The following is a 20,912-nucleotide window of genomic DNA, read 5'->3' as shown; positions in this document are numbered from 1 at the left end:
CGCTGGCGCTCTGCAGCGAGAAGGGCCTGAACGGCTTCGTTTTCGGGCGAACAGTTACTGGCGCCCGACACGACCAGACAGCCACAGGGATGCGTCCGGGAAGCCTGCATGCGCGCCGAACCGCGCAAAGCCCGTTCAATCGCATCCCGCGGTGTCAGGTTTTCGTCCCATAAGGGCGCCATCACCTGCCCATAGGTCGCCAGATAATGCTGCACGACTTCGCGGAACAGGGCTTCTTTCGAGCCAAACGCTGCATAGAAACTTGCGGGCGAAATATTGCCCATGCAGGATTTGAGCTGCGTCAGGGACGTCGGCTCGTAGCCCTGCGCCCAGAAAAGCGCCGTGGCGGCATCAATTGCCTTGTCCCTGTCAAACTCACGGGGACGCCCTGTCCGCGCCATGGTGCTGCTCCTGCTGAAAGACTTTCATATTAAGTGATCCAGAAGTGATTGCCAAGGTTTTGAGGCTCTCATATATATACCGATCGTTCCATATATGAGAGCCGTATGACATCCAATACGACATCCCCCGCGCAGAGGGCTGATGACAGGCTGCCTATAGCCGGTCTGCTCGCACTGGCCATGACCGGCTTCATCTGCATCATGACCGAAACGCTGCCCGCCGGTCTGCTGCCTCAGATCGGGGTGAGCCTGCACATTTCCCCGGCATTGGCAGGACAGATGGTGACATCTTATGCTCTGGGCTCCCTGAGTGCCGCGATCCCACTGACACTCGCCACACAGCGCTGGCGGCGGAGGCGGGTGCTGCTGCTGGCGATCATCGGTTTTGTGATCTTCAATTCAATCACGGCGGTTTCGACACATTACGGCCTCATCCTTATGGCCCGTTATGGTGCGGGTGCCGCTGCGGGCCTCGCCTGGGCATTGCTGGCGGGTTATGCGCGCAAAATGGTGACACGCTCCCAGCAGGGGCGTGCACTGGCCATTGCCATGGTGGGTACGCCAGTCGCGCTATCGTTGGGTGTTCCGACCGGAACCTGGCTGGGAGCTCTGATGGGCTGGAGGCTGGCCTTCGGAATCATGTCGGCCTCGACCCTGCTGCTGATTGTCTGGGTTCTGAAGAGCGTCCCTGATTTCCCGGGAGTTGCGCAGCATGAGCGTCTGCCGTTCGGGCGCGTTCTGCGAACTCCGGGCGTGCGGTTTGTTCTGGGAGTGGTGGTGGTCTGGATGCTCGCCCACAATGTTCTCTACACCTATATCGTGCCCTTTATCTCACCTGCCGGGCTGGCAGGACAGGCAGACCGGGTCCTTCTGCTTTTTGGTCTCGCGGCTCTTGTTGGCATCTGGCTGACCAGTCGTACGGTCGATCGTGCCCTGCGCCTTTCCGTTCTGGCCAGTCTGGCGACTTTCGCTGTTGTTGCGGGTGTCTTTGTAATTGGGTCTGCGTCGCCAGTGGTGATCGTGATTGGAGTTACGATATGGGGGCTGACTTTTGGAGGAGCCGCGACCTTGCTCCAGACGGCACTTGCCGATGCGGCCGGTGATGGCGTGGACGTCGCGTTGTCAATGAATGTTGTTGTCTGGAACAGCGCCATAGCGGGTGGTGGAATTCTGGGAGGTGTGCTGCTTCAGACCTGGGGGGCAACATCGTTTCCCTGGGCTGTGCTGGGGCTTGCCGGTGTTGGCTTTCTGATCACATGGCAGGCCCGGTCCCACGGGTTTCGATCTGGACATCGGCTTGGGCGTCCACATTCGTAGTGTGAAACACACTGACCAAACTCTCAAACCGGTTTCTGTTCTTGCAAATCCGGTGAAGGAGCTTCCTTTGCACACATGCTCCGCAACACACCATCACGTCGGATGAGGCCATGGAACAGGGCCGCCCCGATATGCGCCAGAACCAGCCCGAAGAGCGCGAATGCCAGAATTGTGTGAGCGGAACGCAGCCAGGACCAGAGGGCAGGATTATGCGGCAGGATAGGGGGGAGAAGGAGGGACTGTCCCCATAATGGAATGGGAAACCCGCCTGCGGATAGCATTCCCCAGCCCACAAACGGCAGAACAATCATCAGCCCGTACAGCAGAATATGTGAAGTCGTAGCGATGCGCCTTAAAAGTCGTGGCAAATCCTCCGGAAGTGTCGGAACTGAGGATCGAAGGCGATTTGCCACGCGCAGGATTGCCAGCATCAGGATCGCGATGCCCAGAGGGCGATGCAGCGTCACCAGTCGATGATAATCGGGGCCGACTGAAGAGGCCATAAAAAGGCCAATAAACAGCATAGCCAAAATCATGACGGCCATGAGCCAGTGCAAGACGCGCGACAGAAGCGGGAAGGTAGCCATGCCGTTCATGATTTTTTGCTTTCAGGGGTCTGAATCAGGGTAGGTGTCACAGCGCTTGAACTGCGGCTTTCACCAGCTCGGAGAGAGAAAGACCGCATGTAAGCGGCAGAGCGGACCTGAAGGATTGGGTCATCCGATGGCTGAATGCCTGGCGGCAAAACGAGAGGATCAAAGGTGATGCCTGTGCAGGGGCCGCCATCCTCACTTTCAATGGAATTGAGGGTCAGGGTTCCGGCGTCAAGCGTCTGGTCATCCTGCGCCCAGATCTGGCTTGGATCGTTGATGGCATCATGTGGACCTGCCACGGTCATCATCAGATGCCAGTGCAGGGCATGGGTATGAATGTCGCTGATCAGTTCACGGAACAGATACTCACGATCGCCCGCTTTGGCATCACTTGGGGTCACCGGCTGCGTTGGTATCATGGTCCAGCGAACCGCTGTTGTCGTGCCGTCTGCGGCGCTCAGGACGAAGCTATCGAGACTGTGAAACGTATCGTCTGCGAACCCTGATGAAATGAACCGGTGGGCGTTTACATCGGCTGCGGATCTGAGCCAGGGATGGGTTGCGCCGAACGCTTTTACGCGGGCCGGATCAGGCTTTCCGGTTGCCGGATCACTCTGCTGCGCTGTAAAAAAATCCGAGACATCATGCGCATCGCGTAGCGGCAGAACCGGCGGGTCATTCATACCCGTCCGCCATTCAGGGGCATCGGGCGGCATGAAGCGTAGTGCCATACTTCGCACGGTGGCTGCGTTGTCCGACGCATAAGGCTGCCCCACGGCGAGAGCGAACCGCCCAATGACAGGCACATGCTGCTCATGGAAAACTGCTGCGCGTGACAGATGCGAAGCGTCACCACTAGCGTCAAACCATCCGCTGACACAGACCCCCTTGGCGTGAGCTCTTCGAAAACCATGTCCGTAGCTTCCGGCATTGTGCAGTTCGCCCATCAGGCGGTTCTGTGTCACACGGCCGGGAGAAAAACAGCCACCAGCCCAGAGGAAGGCCAGCGCAAGTGCCGCAGGTACGGCGCCAACGCCGAGCCAGCGGAGGGCCAGTATGGGTGGGGGGGCAGGTTTCTGTGCCATGGGTTTTGATCCGATGCGGTTATCGTCCGCAAAGACGTCAGGCAGGCTGGCTTTATTCCCGGGAAAACGCGTTACTGGAAAATATTTTCGCATCCTGCGCTTTGATGCGGAATAAACTGCCTCCCAGAACGTCTCTGTCTGTGAGAATGACCCTGCGAAAGGCAAAGACGGAGTTGACTGATGATGCGCATATCAGGTTGCAGGCTGCCATTCCGGCGTTGAGACGATACGCTCGTGTCCTGACCCGTGATCCGTCCCAGGCGGACGATCTCGTACAGGATTGTCTGGAACGCGCGCTTACGCGACTGCATCAGGTGCGTGGACAGTCTGATCTGCGTGCGTGGCTGTTCACGATCGCGCATCGTCTCAATGTTAATCACTGGCGGCGTTTCCGGCGGGTCGTGTCATGGGGCGAAACCACGCCGCCTGAACCATTGCAGGAAGCCGGACAGATCCCTCATCTGGAGTGGCAGGAAGTTGTGCATGCGTTTGGACGTCTGTCTGACGATCATCGACAGATCATGATGCTCGTTGGTGTTGAAGGGCTTCAATATGGCGTTGTCGCAGAAATTCTGGATCTGCCGATCGGGACCGTGATGTCGCGTCTGTCCCGGGCGCGTGCTGCCCTGCACAGTCTTGTTGAGCATGAGGAACGCCCTACGCTCCGGAGAGTGAAATGACCCAGCCTGATCGCCCCGTGACCGAAGATGATCTGCAGGCCTGGGTTGATGGATTTCTGTCTCCCGAACGTTTGCGCACAGTGGAAAACTGGCTCGACAGCCATCCCGAAACACTGCGGCGCGTCATGGCGTGGAGAAACGAGCGTGAGGCCCTCCGCACAGGGTTGGAGCCGGAACTCCGGGAGCCTGTGTCAGCGCGCTTCAATATTTCAAACCTGCGGCAACGCAGAGGTATGCATTCCAACATGCCGCGAATGGCGGCCTCTATTGCCCTTGCGCTGTCGGTAGGGTTTGGCAGTGGATGGTTTCTGCGGGATCGACGTGTGCCCGTCGGGTTGGCTGCTGTTGAGCAGGAAGCGACCATCGTGCGTGAGGCCAGCAAAGGGAGCACGATGACGGAAAGCAATGTTGCGCAACTCGCAGCATGGGGCGGCAAAGCACTGGGGCGCCCGGTACAGCCGCCGGATCTGTCCGCAGCGGGCTACCACCTGGTGGGAGGACAACTGGTGACGACGGATCATGGGCCGGCCTGTGTCTTTTTCTATAATGATGACAGCGGTGCCCGGATCTCCCTGTTCGTGCGTCCCATGTACGGCGTGGACGTTACCGCCCCCATGCGCCCGATGCGGCATCTGCCGGGTTATCTCTGGGCCCAGAACGGGCTGGGGGTCAGTATGGTCGCGGATACGTCCATGAGCAGTTTGCACGCTTTGGCTGACCATGCCCGTGATCTGATGGCGAAGGCCAGTTGAGGATCAGGACGCCTTGGCAGGCGGTTCGAGTGTGATGCATGAGCCTGCGAAGGCACTTTGAAAGTCCGGAATTTCGAGCTTGTCGCATCTTCTATGATTGAGCAGCGGAAGATTTAAGAGTGCAGGAAAAAAGTTGGCTTTTTGTGAGTGGAGACGAAATTTCCGTTTTAAAAGAACCCTCAAGGCGTTTCCTGCCGTTCATTCAACGGCATAGAGGGCCATTCACGATTGCAGAAATAGCCGGTCATCGGAAAGAGATTGTGAGCTGGCCTCTTCCTTATCCGGCCCGCAGATGAAAGCGCGTGATTTCGGCTGGCACGCCCAGGCGGAGCGCGAAGCCGGGCCATAGACCAGTCCCATTGCTGACATAAAGCGTCATGCCGCCAACCTGGTAGCGTCCGGAGACAAAGCCGTTATTGCCTCGTGCCACGAGCATGTCGAGGCCGCGGATCATCCCACCATGCGTGTGACCCGAGAGCTGAAGCGCCACGCCCCGAGCCGCCGCGGTCCGGGCGTCGCCAGGCTGATGATCGAGCAGAACAACCGGAGCATGGGCCGGACAGTCCGTCAAAGCCGCCTCAAGATCCGGGCCAACTTGGCTGTGCCCGCGCGCCGAACGATCCGTTACGCCCGCGATTACCAGATGGGCCATTCCGCGCGTGATGACCCTGTGCTGGTTTTCCAGCACATCGAAACCTAGTGCCGACAGATGGCGCATCCAGGCGGCATAATCGAAGAAATATTCATGGTTGCCCGGAGCGGCCAGTACGCCATCGGGCGCACGCAGGTCTGCGAGCGGTGCGACGTCGGCACGGCGCATCTCCACCGACCCGTCGATGAAATCCCCCGTCACGACAATCAGATCAGCAGCGGCCGCATTGGCGCGCGTCACGACACGAGCGGCCCACTTTGCAGAGAAAAGCCGCGTGATGTGCAGATCACTCAGCTGGAGCAGTCGGTACCCATCAAATAGCGGCGATAATCCGCGTATGGTGACGGTGACATCCCTGACAGGGGGCACCCGCAGAGCATTGGCAACGCCGATGGCCGCGAGCAACCCGGCCAGTCCAGCTACTGCGACGCGGGCTTCGGTACAAATACGAACCGGTTGCCACGTAATCAGTGCAACCAACAGCGCACCGAGATCAACCGCGAGCTGAAACAGCGTGAGAAACAGGATCGTCCCGACCGCCCAGTTGAACAGGATGATAAGCGGTTTCGGGAACTCCGGCGCAAAGATCGATCCGGAGGAGAGCCTGCTCCAGAACTGGTATTGCGATGCCACGATGACGGAGACGGCCACCAGGAGTTTCACGGCGACCGGAAGAGGAAGTGGCCATAACCAGTTCAGGATCACGATCGATAAAAGCAGGCCGAATACAATAATGCGCACGCGTGTGGATATCCTCATGGATAGGGGAAGCCGACGGCTTGCGATGGCCATCGGCGTCCCGGGCACAGCCGTGAGCTTGTGCCATACCGAAGTATTGTTCGCGCGAAGGCTTTAGGCGAAGCGTTCTCCGACCATCTCTTCGCTCTTTGTCCACAGGGCTTCGGCGCGTGTCGCATCGACAGCATAGGCGCGGACTCCCGGATTGGCCAGACTGATCGGCTGGTCGTCCGGGATCACATCGCTGACGTGGCAGTCCTCACAGTAATGCGCCCCTACTGCATCGGCATCAGCCACGCCGCCGGCCCAGACCGAGGTTGCGGCACCCTGCGGGATGGTCTTGAACTGGAACGGCTCATGGCCATCGGCGATGGCCTGTTCGTTGACCTGACTCACCATGGCTTCGATCTCGCCCGGCGCCATATGCCGCACCAGTTCCGTCATGATTGCACCGGGGTGAACAGCTGTTGCCCGCACGCCCCGTGAGCGATGCCGCGCATCAAAGGCGACGGCAAAGAGAATATTGGCGGTCTTGGAGCGTCCATAGGCCACAAACGGCACGTAAGGCGTATGGTCGAAATTCGGGTCGTCCAGATCGACGTCGGCGAAGCGATGTCCGGCCGAGGACACATTGACCACACGTGCACCATCGCGCAGCAGGGCGGCGATACGGTTGATCAGAACGAAATGTCCCAGATGGTTGGTGCCGAACTGCGTCTCGAACCCGTCTTTCGTATGTCCGAACGGCGTCGCCATCACGCCCGCATTGGCGATCACCAGGTCGAACGGCGCGCCTTGTGCATTCAGACGGTCGGCGCAGGCGCGGACGCTCGCCAGATCCGCAAGGTCCAGCGCGGTAAGTTCGAATGCGCCGCCTCCCTGCGCCGCAGCCTCGCGGACCTGATCGGTTGCGCGCTTCGCTTTTGCAAGATCGCGTACCGCGCCTACGACATGCGCGCCATGAGCCGCCAGCGCCCGGGCTGTTTCGACACCCAGTCCAGCGGAAACGCCGGTCACGAGAACGCGCTTGTTCTTCAGGGACACGCCGGAGAGAACATCATCAGTCGTTGAGGTTGCGCCAAAAACCTGAGTCATGGGTGGAACTCCCTGAAATGGTGCATCCATTCCTTGCCGAAATGGTATGGAATGTCTTATGTGGAGCATCGCTCCGTTTGCATATACGGAGCAATGCTCCGTTTAACAAGGGGAGGACAGGTGACCGACGTGAAAAAATCTCGTCGCCGACCGCGCAGCGACGGACAGCGCAACCGGGAACAGCTCCTGGACGTGGCCAAAACCGCGTTTACGATGGGCGAAGTGGACATTCCTCTGGATGAAGTCGCGCGGCGTGCGGGCGTTGGCATCGGCACGCTCTACCGCCACTTTCCCAATCGCGACGCTCTTATCGAGGCGGTTTATCGCGCTGAACTGGATCGCCTCGCTGAAGCGGCCCCCGTGCTGGCCGCGCAGCATCCACCCGTGGAGGCGCTGCGTGCATGGATGCGACTGTTCGTGGATTACATCGCCGCCAAGCAGGTCATCGCTCCCGCGCTCAACGGGTTGGTCGGGGGAACAGGGGCGCTCTATGCGCATTCCGGCGATGTTCTGAAAGCCGCAGTCAACAGCCTTGTCTCCGCTGCCATCGCAGCCGGTGAGTTTCGCGCGGACATCGAGCCTCTGGATCTGCTCCGCGCGCTGGCGGGCGTTTCAAATTTTTCGGCCGGTCCCGGCTGGGAGAGCAGTGCAAAACGCCTCGTCGATATTCTCATCGCGGGTTCGCGGTCTTTGGCATCGTAAAGTCGCATCCTGTCTACCTGCTACACTTTCGGCTGACAGATCGTCCGGGTTGAGGGCGAGGCCCAGCCTCTCATCGCGGCCGGCCATCTTGGTCCTCTGCTGGCAGAGTATTGGGTATTCTTGTGAACAATGCCGGCATCATCATCAACAAACTGGTGGTGGGCATGATGCTTGAGGACTGCGGCCGCATCTTCGCCGTCAATATCCGGGGCGTGTTCCTGCACTCGCGTGAGGCGATGCGTGCGATGATCCCGAACGGTACCGGCGCTATTGTCGATGCCGGATACTGGCAGTGGAAGCAATCGGTCGTGGGATCCGGTCAATGCAGTGGGCTCAGGGGATACCGTGACTAATATTCTCAACCGTATTGATGCAGACGGCCCATCGGACGTGCGGCTCAGCCAGAGGAGATCGCTAAAGTAATTGCTTTTCTCGCATCAGACGAGGCCAGCTTCATGGTCGGATCGAGCTGAGGACGGGATGAAGGCGACAACTCCCTGCAAGTTTTATCTTCGTCGAGCTAAAAGGTGGTTTTGAAAGAGGGACGAAGTAAAATTGGGGGAAAGCTCCCTCTTGCCTGTCATAAGAAACCTACAACTCCACTTTCTGCTTGGTACATACCGCAGCACACCCCACCTGTATGGAAAAACGGTGACAGGGCGTTGCACATGATTCCACTTTCAGTTCTCGATCTCGCGTTCATCACCGAAGGCAGTTCGGCCGCCGAGGCGCTTCATCGAAGTGCGGATCTTGCGCAGCATGCGGAAAGTCTCGGCTTCCAGCGCTTCTGGCTGGCCGAACATCATTCGATGCCAGGCATTGCTTCCGCCGCGACTGCGGTCGTGATTGGCTATGTCGCAGGAGCTACGAAAACCATCCGGGTAGGCGCAGGCGGGATCATGCTGCCGAACCATGCCCCGCTTGCTGTTGCCGAAGCGTTCGGCACGCTGGAAAGCCTTTATCCAGGCCGGATCGATCTCGGGCTTGGACGTGCGCCCGGCTCCGATCAGGCGACAATGCGCGCACTGCGCCGTGACCCGACCTCTGCTGACCGCTTCCCACAGGATGTCGTCGAACTGCTGCGTTATTTTGAAAAGCCGCAACCAGGGCAGACAGTCTTTGCCGTTCCAGGCGCGGGGCTGACTGTACCGGTCTGGCTGCTGGGATCGTCCCTGTTCTCAGCTCATCTGGCCGCTATCATGGGGCTGCCGTTCGCATTCGCCAGTCACTTTGCCCCTGACCTGATGGAAGATGCCTTGGCGCTCTATCGGGAGCGGTTTGAGCCTTCGGAGCGGCTGCAATCACCTTACGCCATGCTGGGCATCAACGCAGTGATCGGAGAGACGAACGCCAGGGCGCAGCAAGCGGCCACATCCCTGCAACAGCATTTCATTGCTTTGCGTCAGGGACGTCCGACGACTTTTCCTGCACCCCGTTCAGTGTCCTGGAATGGCCAGGAGCAACGCCTTCTTGATAGTACACTGCGTCATACTTTTGTGGGAACGGCAGAAACCGTTGCGCAAAACATTTCCGCCTTCGTGGAGCGATACAGGCCTGATGAACTCCTGATCGGTGCACCGTTATTTTCTCAGGAAGAAAGGCGACGCACCCTCAGTGGGATCGCCCATCATCTGATGGGAGCATGACCGAGTACAGGCCGCGGCACAGCATATGCTGCCAGTCATCAGTCAGTCTCAAGTCTATCGGGGTTTGCAGCAGGGCATCCCAGACACCCTTTCAGCCCAGCGCCGGAACCGGACATAGACCGAGTTCCACTGGCCATAACACTCATGCATATCTCGCCGGGGACAACCGACGCGCAGGACATGCAGCATACCATTGAGAAAACGGGCGTTTATCTCCGGACGGACGCGAAAGCCTCGAACTGCTGGAGCCGTCAGGCGAGAGAACTTCAGGTCTGCGATGGGGTCGCGAAGAAGTGCGGGGATATGGCCTGTCCGGTCAGCGTCGCAGTGCGCCATGAATTCGTCACGGTAGCGCTCAATCAGAGTTCGGAGCAGGAGGCCGTTCAAGGCCTGAACGTCGATATGACGCTCTTCGCGCGTTTTGACCGAGGTTTCCTCGAGCCAGGCGTGGGTAAGACGAGCGATGTCAAATGTTCTGATAATCCGCTGGCCTTCTGACCAGCTTGCGGGCTCTGTATTGCCTGCGGCCCCGGCAACTCACGCCGTCAGGTTGCCGGTCGTCCTGTCGCAGGATCATTGGCATTCTTGGCCGATTTTGTGCGGGCCACGCGATAAACTCCGAAATTAGACGGAATCATCATTGGTCCAAAACCGCTACTTAATTTTTTAATTTTGGCGCCCGATACAGCTCTAATGCGCTGATACCATTACCAAAAATTGGTGTCCCGTACGGGATTCGAACCCGTGTTGCCGCCGTGAAAGGGCGAATCAAACCTTTTCATATCAAAGAGATTTTTAGATAAATATAATTAAAACAGTGAGTTATGGTATCGATGCGTGTCGCGTTGTGTCATGTGGTGCAACGGGGATTGGTCCAGAATTGGTCCAACTCATAGACGCCGACGCCTCCAAAATCTGCGTTCGGCATGGTTCATGATACCGTTCTGGTAATCCTGTCACTCCGATCACAGCCGAAATCGTCCCGACCCCGGCTGAACCATGCGTTCAAAAACAGCCCTGTTTTCGAACGCATGCAGCCTTTAGGTCAGATTGCTTCAGGCGTTCACCTTCACAGTCAAAAACAGATAGTGTTCATAAAAGCCCATAAAACCGAATATGTGCATCTGTTAAACATAAGTCCTCACCGATCAGAACGTATGCCTTGGAAGAGAAAGGGATAAAGCCCTGTATTCCAGGACGGGAATATTGCGGGAGACCTGTCAGATACGACAGGCCGAAATACAAACGCCGCAACTGCATCAAGATCATGTTTGGAAGGCTCAAAGACTAGCGGCGGGCCGCAATACGCTACAACCGATGCCCGGCCGTCCTCTTCTCGGCCATCTGTCTCGCTGCAACCGTCAGGTTCTGGCTATGAGCCCTGAGCCTAAGATTGGGATTTTTCCGATTTTTTCCTGATAGCGGAGAACGAGGATTCCAAAAATATTTCAGTTGAAATTTCTTATAAATATCGATCCGATATAAAAACGGAATTATGGGGGCTATCTGGGTGCGTACGGTAAAACTGGCAACGATCAGCGCGATGATAGGCAATGTTGTTGAATGGTATGATTTTGCGCTCTACACGGCAGCGACCCCGCTGGTTTTTTCGCGTATCTTTTTCAGTCAGCAACATGACCCATTTCTGACGCAAATCGAGACGATCGCTGTATTTGCGTTGGGATTTCTCGTGCGCCCTTTGGGCGGTATGATTTTTGGAGCTATTGGGGACCGGTACGGATCCGTAACCTCTCTGCGCTGGACCCTTTTCATTATCGGGGGTGCTACAGCCCTGATCGGCACTTTGCCGACCTACGAACAGATCGGTCTGTTGGCACCGCTGCTTCTGCTAGTGTTGCGGTTGGTGCAGGGAATCGCGGCAGGGGGGGAGTGGGCTGGAAGTACCCTAGTGATCGGGCAAGCCCGCCCCCCAGGTCGCCCGGATCAGCGGAACATCGCGTTGGCACTCAGCCAGTCCGGCGTGGCCTTGGGCATGGTGTTGGGTACGGCCACGATGTGGGGTTTGCGACATATGCCTGAACACGTCTTCCTTTCATGGGGGTGGAGATTTGGCTTCCTGGCAACGCTTCCATTTGTGGCAGTGGGACTTTTTCTAAGATCCCAGAGAGAGCTTTCAGGAAAAGAGACTTTGCCACAGGCCAGGCAGCCGCGCCTGATGCAGTTCCTGCGTCAGAAGCCGCTTACGGTGATCCGGGGAGTGGGAATCCGTCTGGCGGAGAACGGCGGAATCTATCTGATATCGGTGTTCGGTTTGGTTTACGGTCGGGCGCACCATGTGCCGGATAGTCTGTTGCTTGCGGGTATGACCTGCGGGCTGATCGCAGATGGGTTTGCCATGCCTTTCTTCGGGTGGCTTTCAACCCGGTTCGGGGCTGCACAGGTCTATCTGGCGGGTATCTGTGCTCTCGTCCTTTTGATAGTGCCATTTTTCTGGGTGGTGTCTACAGGACAGCCTGTCGCGGTGATTGGAGGGTTTGTTTTAATCATGATGTTGGGCCATGCCCCCATGATCGCGGTGGAGCCCATACTGCTTGAGCGCCTCTTTCCCCCATTTTGCCAGTATTCGGGAGTAGCGCTGGCGCATGAACTGGGCTCCACCCTGGCAGGAGGGATCTCTCCGTTCCTGGCGACCGTGCTGTATTACAGAACGGGCAGTGTTACGGGGATCATGGTGTATGTTTTCCTGCTTGCGCTGGGATCTGCAATGGCGCTGTATCGGAGTGGGATGCATGAGGTTGTGGAGGATCATTCTTCCCAGTTCTGAAACTATCGGCTAGTCGTAATATTCATGACCGATCTGATAGGAATATGACTTGAGACGTGGCAAGACCTGGCGGCAGGCGCATCCCGGCGATCCTGCATTCTCTCCGGAGACATCGCCGTTTTTTCATCTGTCTCGTCTGGTCGGACTCTATCATTTGCGAATGGACGCGCATCTAAAACCGATTGGAATGGATGTGCCGCGCTGGCGCGTCCTGAATATTCTGCATGAATATGAGTTTGCGACCATAAGCCGGATTGCGGATCTTGCGGTGATCCGTGTGTCTACCATGACCAAGCTGATTTATCGGATGGAAAGCGAGGATCTGGTCAGGACATGCGTCTCCCAGACGGACGGCCGGGTGACGGAAGTCCGCCTGACCGAGAAGGGTAGGGCTGCGCTCTCTCAGGTTCGTGCCAAGGCCGGGCATATTTTCGAACGTGCTTTCGGCGACGCGTCGGATGAGGAGATACAGGCCTTCATGGCGATGACCCGCCGGATCTACGACAATATCTACTGAAATCTGTCGCAACGTCTGCTCACTGCACAAAAGGTCGTAACCCCAGGTCACCGGGTGTTTCCGTGCGCATAAGGCACGTGAAACAAAAACTCGATAAATAAGTGGAATTATCCACCATTCCGGAATAGCATCGAGATGTATCGCTTTGGTCCTTCTGCCATAGCGCGTGCAAAACGAGAGAATTCCTATGACCGTGACATCCGTTCTTCCTGACGTTCAGATGTTTCTGGACCGTAAGCACGGCCTTTACCTTGATGGTCAATGGGTCGATTCCAGCGTTCAGACGCGTCTGCCCGTTTTCAATCCTGCGACAGGGAAAGTCCTGTCATCTGTGGCGGATGCCGGATTTGACGATGTCCAGCACGCGGTTGCTTCGGCAAAGCGCAGCTTTGACAAAGGCGTCTGGCGCGATATGCGCCCTTCCGAACGTGAACGGATCCTGCTGCGTCTTGCTGATCTGGTAGAGCGTGATGCAGAGATTCTTGCCCAGCTTGAAACCCTAGAACAGGGGCAGTCCATTACGCTGTCTCGGATTCTTGAAGCCGGAGGCGCGCAGAGCTGGATCCGGTATGTGGCAGGTCTGGCAACCAAGATCACCGGTCAGAGCCTGGATGTTTCCATCGCGATGCCACCTGGTGCGCGCTATACTGCTTACACGCGCAAGGAGCCGATTGGCGTGGTGGCGGGTATCGTGCCCTGGAATTTTCCGCTCCTGATCGGGGTATGGAAAGTTCTTCCGGCTCTGGCTGCCGGGTGTTCGGTGGTCGTCAAACCGTCTGAAATCACGCCACTGACCATGTTGTGGTTTGCGCAGCTGGCCACTGAAGCCGGCGTGCCTGACGGCGTTTTCAATGTTCTGACGGGGATGGGGGCCGTGGCTGGTGCAGCTCTGGTCAGCGACCCGGATGTTGCTAAGGTGACATTTACGGGCTCGACCCCTGTAGGAAAGCAGATTGCAGAGCAATGCGCCTCGAGGCTGGCGCGCGTTTCGCTAGAGCTGGGCGGCAAGAATCCTGCCATCGTGCTGGCTGATGCTGACATCGAGCGGACCGTGAATGGTCTGACAATGGCTGGCTTTCTCAATCAGGGTCAGGTCTGCGCGGCCTGCTCGCGGATTTATGTGGAGGCGCCTCTGTTTGACAGGGTCGCTGCCGGGTTGGAGATCGCCCTTTCGGGAATGAGTATCGGACCGGGAATGGACCCGACGGCATTTATCAATCCCGTAGTGTCCAGACCGCAGCAGAAGAAAGTCCAGTCCTATCTGGACCGTGCCAGCGAGGCAGGGGCAGAGATGCTGAGAGGCCCGCAGGTCCCGGAAGGGGACGGGTTCTATATTCGCCCTGCGCTGGTTCTCAATCCCGACGACACGCTGGCCCTGACACGGGAAGAAGTATTTGGCCCTGTCATGACATTGACACGAGTGTCCAGCGCCGAAGAAGCCCTTGCAAAAGCAAATGATACAAATTTCGGACTGGCTGCGAGTTTGTGGACGAACAATCTGGAAGCAGCGATGAAGCTGCCACCCCGCATGGAAGCGGGAACGGTGTGGGTCAACAGCCATGTCATGATTGATCCGAACATGCCTTTTGGAGGGATCAAGCAATCCGGCATCGGGCGCGATTTTGGAACAGCATGGCTGGACGCATTCACCGAAACCAAATCCATCTGTATCCAGCATTGAGAGGCCTCGGGATGGCTAGAATTTTTCCCCTGACGGCGCTCGTTCTGTGCTGTGCGACTGCACTTTCGGGTGGATCGGCGCTTGCGCAGGGCAGTGTGGGTTCGCCCGATGACTGGCCCCAGCATGGGCGCACGGCTTTCGAGCAGCGATATAGCCCCCTAAAGCAGATCAACACGGGAAATGTCGGGAAGCTCGGGCTGGTATGGCATCAGGATTTCGATAGCCTGCGAGGGCAGGAGGCAACGCCGCTGATCATTGATGGTGTCATGTACACCACGACAAACTGGAGCAAGGTCGAAGCACTTGATGCAGCTACGGGGCGTGTCCTGTGGCGGTATGATCCCAGGGTGCCCGGAACGATTGCGGCCAGAGGATGCTGCGATACGGTCAATCGCGGAGTGGCTTATCTGAATGGCCGTGTTTACGTTGGTACGTTTGACGGGCGGCTGATCGCACTGGACGCCAGAACCGGGCAACTGATCTGGAGCGTGAACACGATCCCGCAGGACAAGACACTGGGGGACATCCGTTCTTACACTATTGATGGTGCACCGCGGATTGCGAAGAATGTGGTCATCATTGGCAATGGGGGATCCGAATTCGGGGCTAGGGGGTTCGTCTCAGGGTTCGATGCAGTCACCGGGAAACTGAAGTGGCGGTTCTTTACGGTTCCCGCTCCGGAAAATGCCCCCGATCACGCAGCGTCTGACAAAGCGCTTTCTTCGCTGGCATATCCGACATGGAGCCCGACCGGCGGATGGATACATTCCGGTGGCGGGGGAACCGTATGGGATTCCATTGTTTACGACCCGGTTACAGACCTGGTGTATCTGGGGGTCGGAAACGGCTCCCCATGGAATTACAAATTCCGCTCTAATGGTGTGGGGGACAATCTCTTTTTGGCCAGCATTGTCGCGGTGCGACCGGAAACCGGCGAATATGTCTGGCATTTCCAGGAGACCCCAAAAGACCAATGGGATTTTACGGCGTCTCAACCCATGATGATCCTGGATTTGCCGGTCAAGGGAAAGATGCGCCATGTGCTGGTGCAGGCACCAAAGAACGGCTTTTTCTACATGCTGGATGCAGCCACGGGCGAGTTTCTGTCTGGCACGCCGTATACGTTCCAGAACTGGGCCAAAGGCCTTGATCCAAAGAGCGGACGCCCGGATATTGTACCCGACGCCATGTGGTCGGTCAGCGGCAAGACATGGTTTGGCATTCCGGGCTCACTGGGGGGGCATAACTGGGCGCCGATGGCCTATAGTCCGCGGAGCAGATACGTCTATATTCCCGCTCAGCAGCTGCCAGAGCCGTTCAAGGCCAATGAACACATGCAACTGCATAAGATTGGCGTCAATCTGGGCATCGACATGACGGGGCTTCCAGCTGATCCGAAAGTTTTGGAGGCCGTTTCCAAAACCGTTCAGGGCTGGCTTCTGGCCTGGGATCCTGTCGCTGGCAAACCGGCGTTTCGGGTAGAGCATAGTGCGCCCTGGAATGGTGGTGTGTTGGCGACAGGCGGAGATCTGGTTTTCCAGGGCCTCTCTACGGGCACTTTTGAGGCTTATGATGCCAATACGGGCAAAACGCTTTTCCAGTTTGATGCGCATACAGGAATTGTAGCGCCCCCGGTGAGCTATGCCGTAGGCGGAAGGCAGTATGTGGCGATAGAAGTTGGCTGGGGCGGAGCATTTCCGTTGATGGGCGGAGCGCTTGCCCGAATCAGGAATACAAGCATCAACCATTCCCGGCTTCTGGTATTTGCCCTCAATGGACATGACAGCCTTCCACCGGAGACACGTCAGTCACAGCGCCCTGTCAAAACAGCACAGACTTTCGATCAAAAAAAAGCTCAGGAAGGCTACGGAATTTATCAGAATTACTGCATGGCCTGCCATGGCGATAATGCGGTTTCAGGTGGTGTTCTACCTGATTTACGGTGGTCCGGCGCTCTTGAAAGTATGCAGGGGTTCCATGCCGTGGTTGGGAGAGGAGCCTTGGCAAATTACGGAATGCCAAAATTTTCTGATGTCTTGAAGTCGTCTGAAATAGAAGAAATCCGTAATTTTCTCATAAGTCGCAATCATTGACCGGGTTTGGTCGCGGATAAAAAATAACAACCATATATTTATTATTAATACTTTCGTGGAATGGGAACCTAATTCAGTGATTCTAATTCTGTGCTGAGGCGAGTTGTTGGTTATACGAAATAAAATTTACTTCAGAACTGATAAACAAATTCTGTCCATTGAGGGTAATATAAGAAATTGTCCTCAATGGACAGGCCACCTCGAAGATGGTGGTCGTGGAGACATATAGTCTGTTTGACACTTGCGTTGGATTGAAAAAATGTCCGCGCCTGCCGCGTGATTTAATATGCCGGAAACGCAACGAATCAAGTGGACATTTCAGTGGAAACTTCACAAGATATTGAGGTTGAGATTGTCGAAAGAATCCGGGGAAGCAACGAACTCGCAGAATCAGAGCGATCTGGAGATCCATTCATCCTCCGTAATGATGTTTCGATATCGTCTTGAAAACTCGCGTCCGCAGATCGGACCCGACGCAGTAAGGAGGAGCAGGTATTATGCGCTTGAAAACATCGAGTACTGCGTCCAGACCGGCCGTTCTTTGTGCCGCCAGAGCCATCCGGGCCGCTTTTCTATATTCGGGATGCTCGGCTATGGCATTCTCATTTATGCTTGATGCAAACGTGGCAGATGCTGCAGCAGTCAAAAAGACCGTCTCCAGCGCTTCGGGCAAGAAGAGTGTTGCGCATAAGGCGGCACGCAAGGACGTCAACGCAACGCGGCTTGAAGAAGTTACCGTCACGGCTCGGCGCCGGAGTGAACGGATCGAGCGCACGCCTATTTCCATGACGACCGTAACGGGAACCCAGTTTACCGAGCGCGGCATCACGTCTCTCGCAAAAATTCAGGATATGGCGCCGAATATTTCCTTTGGAAACGTGGCATCCAATTCGGGTGTTGCAAATGCGGCAGCTGTGTTCATTCGCGGTATCGGACAGACGGATTTCTCGTTCGGCGTCGATCCCGGGGTCGGCATGTATGTTGATGGCGTCTATGTCGGCAGTCCTGTCGGGGCTGTACTGAACATGGTCGATATTGCCAATGTGTCTGTTCTCCGCGGCCCGCAGGGAACACTTTTCGGGCGTAATACCATTGGCGGGGCGGTTTCTGTTTCGTCACTGACACCGAACAGTCAGCTCTCTGCCAAGGCGGACGTGAAATACGGAACGGCTGACCGGATTAACGGACGTGTCTTTTTCAATGTGCCTTTATCCAAGACGCTGTTTGCCAATTTCTCGGCTGGTAGTTTCATGCAGGATGGTTACGTGCATGCCCCTAACCAGAAAAACCAGCGCGAACTCGGCAACCAGGACACACAGGTCTATAAAGGGGCTTTGCGATGGCATCCCATCGACAAGCTGAATGTTACTTTGCGCGGTGACTGGACGCGCGATCGGAGCAATGGCGCCCCGTATGTGACAACGGGCGTCAATCCGGATGCGACAGGCAGCATGATAGCGCTTAACAACGCCATGCATGGGGGAACACTGCTAAACTGTCCGGGGGCAGGTTGTTACAACTCCAGCTATTTTAGCAAGAACACGAACTATGGTAGCCAGCCCGATTATTCGAATCTGACAAGCTGGTCGACTTCGGGCACTGTTGATTACGAACTTTCCCAGTATTTCGATCTGAAGTCCATTACGGCCTATCGCAAAACAGTCGGTGCGTTTGCCCAGGATCGTGATTCTTCTCCTATCGGGATCAATTACGTTACGGATCATTATCTCGAAAAGCAGTTTTCTGAAGAATTTCAGGTCAACGGGCATGCTCTTAGTAACAGGCTTCATTATTCAGCCGGTGTTTACTATTTTGCCCAAAGTGGAGCGGACGTAAATCCGACGGAGTTTTATGTCGAAAGTCTGCAAAGTGGCGGATATTTCAAGGACAAGAACTATGCTGCCTATGCGCAGGAAACCTATAATATCACCAAAAAGCTGACATTTACGGCAGGTGTGCGTTACACGGAAGACAACAAAACTTTTACTCCTGATCAGTATATTACCAAAGTTATTGGTGCCCCCATCGTTTCCACGCCTGTTGGAACCCGCATTGTTCCGTATCAGTCCTATCACAACAACAATGCGCGCTGGACGCCAATGGTCAATCTTTCCTATCAGTTTACGCCGGAACTGATGGGATACACAACGTTCTCACAAGGGTTCAAGGGTGGCGGATTTACGCAGCGCCTGACGAATATTACCAATGCTCCTCCTTCATTTCGTCCGGAAAGCGTCAATACTTTCGAAGGTGGGCTGAAGTTTTATGGACTCAACCATCGTCTGCGTATCAGTGCCGCTGGCTTTTTCACTTTTTATGATGACGTGCAGCTTCTGGTGTCTGATGCCACGCATATCGGACCATATTATACCAATGCGGGTAAAGCCCATATTTCGGGTTTTGAACTTGAAAGTCAGTATGCGCTCGGAGATGGCTGGACGGTAAGTGGTTCCGTTGGAGAAACGGATGCGCATTACACGAGTCTAACCGCAAGCGTACAGGGGCTTGGATTGAACTCCATGTTTGTCCTTGTGTCGAAATGGACAGCCAATGCTGGCGTTTCGAAGAGGATCGACCTGGGTCAATATGGTAGCCTTACCCCTCGGGTAGATGCCACCTATCGGTCCCGCTACAATGCCAATCTGAATGCCATCATGTACAACGCGCTGATACAGCCCAAGTATATAACGGTGAACATGAGCGCGCGCTGGGTTAGTGCAAACCAGAAATATAACGCCATGGTTGGCCTGGATAACGCTTCGAACGAGAAATTCATGGCCTGGGGCAGCTATTCCGGAAGCTTTGGAAACTACCAGAAATCCTTCGATCGCGGTCGTCAGTGGTACATTCAGGGCGGGGTCGCATTCTGACATTTTTCCGCTGGGCTGCTTCCAGACACCAGCGGAAATTTTTGTGAAAAAGTAGTGGAATAATCCACTAAATGCCGATAGCGTAACAATTATGGATCGCCTCTGGAGCTAAAGCTGCTCCTGAACAAGGACATCTGATGTTGAAGCATGTTTCCGATGGGCAGTCAGGTGAACTCCTGAAAGATCCCGCACTCGCGCCACTGCTGGAAACGATCCGGGAGCGTGCGCTGGAATTCCGCAAAGCCCGCCGTATTCCGCAGGATATCGTTGAAGGGTTTCGCAAGGCAGGTGTTTATCGTGCACTTGTGGCACACTGCTTCGGAGGGCTTGAGGCTTCTCCGATGGCATTTCTCAGCCTGATCGAAACGATTGCCCACGCCGATGCCTCTGCGGGCTGGGTCGCAAGCTTTGGGGTTTCGGCAACCTATCTGGCTGCATTGCCCATATCGACGTTGGAAAAGATCTACGCGGATGGCCCTGATGTTGTTTTTGCCGGTGCCATTTTTCCTCCCCAGGCTGCGAAGCGCGTCGGCAATAATTTCATCGTCAACGGTCGTTGGCCTTATGCTAGCGGCAGCCCCGGAGCGTCACTGATCGGTGTTGGTATTGCCGTGGCTGGCGAGAGTGGCGGGTTGCCGCGTACCGCTGTCATGCCTGCCTCTTCCGTCCGGATCGAGGAAACCTGGGACACAATTGGCCTTGCCGGTACGGGGAGTCATGATGTCGTCGTTGAAAATGTCCCGGTAGCCGAGGAATGGACGTTCATTCGTGGCGGCAAGCCGATGCTGGACAAACCGATCTATCAGTACCCGTCTCTGGGACTGGCGGCACAGGTGCTAACGGTCGTGGGGCTGGGCTGTGCACGTCGGGCGCTAGGTGAAGTAACGGCGATGGCAGCGGGGCGCCGTTCCATTACTGGTGCGCCTACCATGGCGGATCGTCCTCATGTCCAGGCTGTTGTTGGCGAAGCTGAAGCGCTGCTCTCGGCGGCGCGGGCTTTTTTCTACGGTGTAACAGAAGAAGCCTGGGGCCTGCTTCTGGATGGACAGACCGTACCCGAAACGCTTGCCAACCGTATTCGTCTGGCGGCCACGCATGCTGCCCAGGTGGCCGCGCAGGTCGCACGCATGTGCTTCGAGCTTGGTGGCATCGCTGCTGTGCAGAGTGAGCATATTCTGGGACGTTGCATGCAGGACTGCAGTGTCGTTGCACAGCATGCGTTCATGGCGAAAGGCAATTACGAAGCTGCGGGACGTGTCATTCTGGGGCGGGGAAACCGACCTGGTTATCCATGAATTCCGCTTG

The 20,912-nt window shown here is 56.3% G+C and carries 20 protein-coding genes, 1 tRNA gene and 1 pseudogene; 15 read left to right on the top strand and 7 right to left on the bottom strand.

All coding sequences use genetic code 11. The features are described from left to right. A partial coding sequence (locus tag HK22_RS09695; protein ID WP_143412396.1) for a TetR/AcrR family transcriptional regulator occupies window positions 1-401 on the bottom strand: 401 nt, incomplete at its 3' end. A gap of 105 nt (window positions 402-506) precedes the next feature. Here HK22_RS09695 and HK22_RS09690 point away from each other — a divergent pair. Further along, a complete protein-coding gene (locus HK22_RS09690; protein WP_086649091.1) occupies window positions 507-1,718 on the top strand; it encodes an MFS transporter in 1,212 nt (403 codons plus the stop codon). A gap of 23 nt (window positions 1,719-1,741) precedes the next feature. On the opposite strand, the gene HK22_RS09685 is transcribed toward HK22_RS09690, so the two are convergent. Continuing rightward, complete coding sequence (locus HK22_RS09685) at window positions 1,742-2,314, bottom strand: cytochrome b (RefSeq protein ID WP_077802260.1); 573 nt, start codon at window positions 2,312-2,314, stop codon at window positions 1,742-1,744. Beyond that, window positions 2,311-3,396 carry a catalase family peroxidase gene (locus HK22_RS09680; RefSeq protein ID WP_086649131.1) on the bottom strand — a complete coding sequence of 362 codons (1,086 nt, stop codon included), beginning with the start codon at window positions 3,394-3,396 and terminating at the stop codon, window positions 2,311-2,313. The genes HK22_RS09685 and HK22_RS09680 overlap by 4 nt, the downstream gene beginning before the upstream one ends. A gap of 146 nt (window positions 3,397-3,542) precedes the next feature. Here HK22_RS09680 and HK22_RS09675 point away from each other — a divergent pair, with 146 nt between their 5' ends. Both HK22_RS09675 and HK22_RS09670 read left to right on the top strand, forming a co-directional pair. Next, complete coding sequence (locus tag HK22_RS09675) at window positions 3,543-4,076, top strand: RNA polymerase sigma factor (protein WP_231878113.1); 534 nt, start codon at window positions 3,543-3,545, stop codon at window positions 4,074-4,076. Continuing rightward, window positions 4,073-4,828: an anti-sigma factor gene (locus HK22_RS09670; protein WP_086649090.1), complete on the top strand. Its 756-nt coding sequence runs from the start codon at window positions 4,073-4,075 to the stop codon at window positions 4,826-4,828. Before HK22_RS09675 ends, HK22_RS09670 begins: the two co-directional genes overlap by 4 nt. Before the next feature lie 277 nt (window positions 4,829-5,105). Here the strand turns inward: HK22_RS09670 and HK22_RS09665 are convergent, their stop codons facing one another. Together HK22_RS09665 and HK22_RS09660 are read right to left on the bottom strand one after the other, a co-directional pair. After that, window positions 5,106-6,221 (bottom strand): metallophosphoesterase, encoded by a 1,116-nt coding sequence (locus HK22_RS09665; protein WP_086649089.1) that lies wholly within the window; start codon window positions 6,219-6,221, stop codon window positions 5,106-5,108. Between the two features lie 111 nt (window positions 6,222-6,332). Then, window positions 6,333-7,313: an SDR family NAD(P)-dependent oxidoreductase gene (locus HK22_RS09660; RefSeq protein ID WP_086649088.1), complete on the bottom strand. Its 981-nt coding sequence runs from the start codon at window positions 7,311-7,313 to the stop codon at window positions 6,333-6,335. Between the two features lie 120 nt (window positions 7,314-7,433). On the opposite strand from HK22_RS09660, the gene HK22_RS09655 reads away from it, so the two are divergent. From HK22_RS09655 to HK22_RS09645, 4 genes are all read left to right on the top strand, one after another. Further along, a complete protein-coding gene (locus tag HK22_RS09655; RefSeq protein WP_062027534.1) occupies window positions 7,434-8,015 on the top strand; it encodes a TetR/AcrR family transcriptional regulator in 582 nt (193 codons plus the stop codon). A gap of 110 nt (window positions 8,016-8,125) precedes the next feature. Then, complete coding sequence (locus HK22_RS15210; RefSeq protein WP_198945521.1) at window positions 8,126-8,368, top strand: SDR family NAD(P)-dependent oxidoreductase; 243 nt, start codon at window positions 8,126-8,128, stop codon at window positions 8,366-8,368. Between the two features lie 30 nt (window positions 8,369-8,398). After that, window positions 8,399-8,488 carry an SDR family oxidoreductase gene (locus tag HK22_RS15205; RefSeq protein WP_197458958.1) on the top strand — a complete coding sequence of 30 codons (90 nt, stop codon included), beginning with the start codon at window positions 8,399-8,401 and terminating at the stop codon, window positions 8,486-8,488. Window positions 8,489-8,683: 195 nt separating this feature from the next. Further along, the gene (locus HK22_RS09645) at window positions 8,684-9,661 is read left to right on the top strand and encodes an LLM class flavin-dependent oxidoreductase (protein ID WP_086649087.1); all 978 of its coding nucleotides are present in this window, start codon (window positions 8,684-8,686) and stop codon (window positions 9,659-9,661) included. A 54-nt stretch (window positions 9,662-9,715) separates the two neighbouring features. On the opposite strand, the gene HK22_RS15515 is transcribed toward HK22_RS09645, so the two are convergent. Then, window positions 9,716-9,850 carry a transposase gene (locus tag HK22_RS15515; protein WP_369827244.1) on the bottom strand — a complete coding sequence of 45 codons (135 nt, stop codon included), beginning with the start codon at window positions 9,848-9,850 and terminating at the stop codon, window positions 9,716-9,718. Here HK22_RS15515 and HK22_RS15320 point away from each other — a divergent pair. Beyond that, window positions 9,806-10,159 carry a hypothetical protein gene (locus tag HK22_RS15320; RefSeq protein WP_233142535.1) on the top strand — a complete coding sequence of 118 codons (354 nt, stop codon included), beginning with the start codon at window positions 9,806-9,808 and terminating at the stop codon, window positions 10,157-10,159. The genes HK22_RS15515 and HK22_RS15320 overlap by 45 nt on opposite strands. Before the next feature lie 220 nt (window positions 10,160-10,379). Here HK22_RS15320 and HK22_RS15100 read toward each other — a convergent pair. After that, window positions 10,380-10,448: transfer RNA gene (locus HK22_RS15100), tRNA-OTHER, on the bottom strand. Between the two features lie 372 nt (window positions 10,449-10,820). On the opposite strand from HK22_RS15100, the pseudogene HK22_RS09635 reads away from it, so the two are divergent. The 7 genes and pseudogenes from HK22_RS09635 to HK22_RS09605 form a co-directional block, all read left to right on the top strand. Then, window positions 10,821-11,039 (top strand): annotated as a pseudogene (locus tag HK22_RS09635) (IS5/IS1182 family transposase); the annotation flags it as partial. A gap of 117 nt (window positions 11,040-11,156) precedes the next feature. Next, on the top strand, window positions 11,157-12,446 hold the full coding sequence (locus HK22_RS09630; RefSeq protein WP_233142533.1) for an MFS transporter: 1,290 nt from the start codon (window positions 11,157-11,159) through the stop codon (window positions 12,444-12,446). Between the two features lie 49 nt (window positions 12,447-12,495). Beyond that, on the top strand, window positions 12,496-12,963 hold the full coding sequence (locus HK22_RS09625) for a MarR family winged helix-turn-helix transcriptional regulator (RefSeq protein ID WP_062108787.1): 468 nt from the start codon (window positions 12,496-12,498) through the stop codon (window positions 12,961-12,963). A gap of 187 nt (window positions 12,964-13,150) precedes the next feature. After that, window positions 13,151-14,644, top strand: coding sequence for an aldehyde dehydrogenase family protein (locus HK22_RS09620; protein ID WP_062108789.1), 1,494 nt, complete (start codon window positions 13,151-13,153; stop codon window positions 14,642-14,644). An 11-nt stretch (window positions 14,645-14,655) separates the two neighbouring features. Further along, window positions 14,656-16,737, top strand: coding sequence for a PQQ-dependent dehydrogenase, methanol/ethanol family (locus HK22_RS09615; protein WP_086649086.1), 2,082 nt, complete (start codon window positions 14,656-14,658; stop codon window positions 16,735-16,737). A 593-nt stretch (window positions 16,738-17,330) separates the two neighbouring features. Then, entirely contained in the window at window positions 17,331-19,607 is a 2,277-nt protein-coding gene (locus HK22_RS09610) for a TonB-dependent receptor (RefSeq protein ID WP_233142532.1), read from the top strand. A gap of 137 nt (window positions 19,608-19,744) precedes the next feature. After that, the gene (locus HK22_RS09605) at window positions 19,745-20,902 is read left to right on the top strand and encodes an acyl-CoA dehydrogenase family protein (protein WP_086649084.1); all 1,158 of its coding nucleotides are present in this window, start codon (window positions 19,745-19,747) and stop codon (window positions 20,900-20,902) included. Window positions 20,903-20,912 lie beyond the last annotated feature (10 nt).

The sequence above is a fragment of the Gluconobacter sp. DsW_056 genome (genome assembly GCF_002153595.1).
Lineage (GTDB): Bacteria > Pseudomonadota > Alphaproteobacteria > Acetobacterales > Acetobacteraceae > Gluconobacter > Gluconobacter albidus.
This window is presented reverse-complemented; position numbering and strand designations above follow the sequence as displayed.

Coding starts and splice junctions, on each gene's coding strand:
- HK22_RS09615 (WP_086649086.1), top strand. CDS start 14,656: ATGGCTAGAATTTTTCCCCTGACGGCGCTCGTTCTGTGCTGTGCGACT.
- HK22_RS09690 (WP_086649091.1), top strand. CDS start 507: ATGACATCCAATACGACATCCCCCGCGCAGAGGGCTGATGACAGGCTG.
- HK22_RS09620 (WP_062108789.1), top strand. CDS start 13,151: ATGACCGTGACATCCGTTCTTCCTGACGTTCAGATGTTTCTGGACCGT.
- HK22_RS09610 (WP_233142532.1), top strand. CDS start 17,331: ATGGCATTCTCATTTATGCTTGATGCAAACGTGGCAGATGCTGCAGCA.
- HK22_RS15320 (WP_233142535.1), top strand. CDS start 9,806: ATGCATATCTCGCCGGGGACAACCGACGCGCAGGACATGCAGCATACC.
- HK22_RS09675 (WP_231878113.1), top strand. CDS start 3,543: ATGACCCTGCGAAAGGCAAAGACGGAGTTGACTGATGATGCGCATATC.
- HK22_RS09645 (WP_086649087.1), top strand. CDS start 8,684: ATGATTCCACTTTCAGTTCTCGATCTCGCGTTCATCACCGAAGGCAGT.
- HK22_RS09670 (WP_086649090.1), top strand. CDS start 4,073: ATGACCCAGCCTGATCGCCCCGTGACCGAAGATGATCTGCAGGCCTGG.
- HK22_RS09685 (WP_077802260.1), bottom strand. CDS start 2,314: ATGAACGGCATGGCTACCTTCCCGCTTCTGTCGCGCGTCTTGCACTGG.
- HK22_RS09680 (WP_086649131.1), bottom strand. CDS start 3,396: ATGGCACAGAAACCTGCCCCCCCACCCATACTGGCCCTCCGCTGGCTC.
- HK22_RS15515 (WP_369827244.1), bottom strand. CDS start 9,850: ATGCTGCATGTCCTGCGCGTCGGTTGTCCCCGGCGAGATATGCATGAG.
- HK22_RS09630 (WP_233142533.1), top strand. CDS start 11,157: ATGGGGGCTATCTGGGTGCGTACGGTAAAACTGGCAACGATCAGCGCG.
- HK22_RS09660 (WP_086649088.1), bottom strand. CDS start 7,313: ATGACTCAGGTTTTTGGCGCAACCTCAACGACTGATGATGTTCTCTCC.
- HK22_RS09605 (WP_086649084.1), top strand. CDS start 19,745: ATGTTGAAGCATGTTTCCGATGGGCAGTCAGGTGAACTCCTGAAAGAT.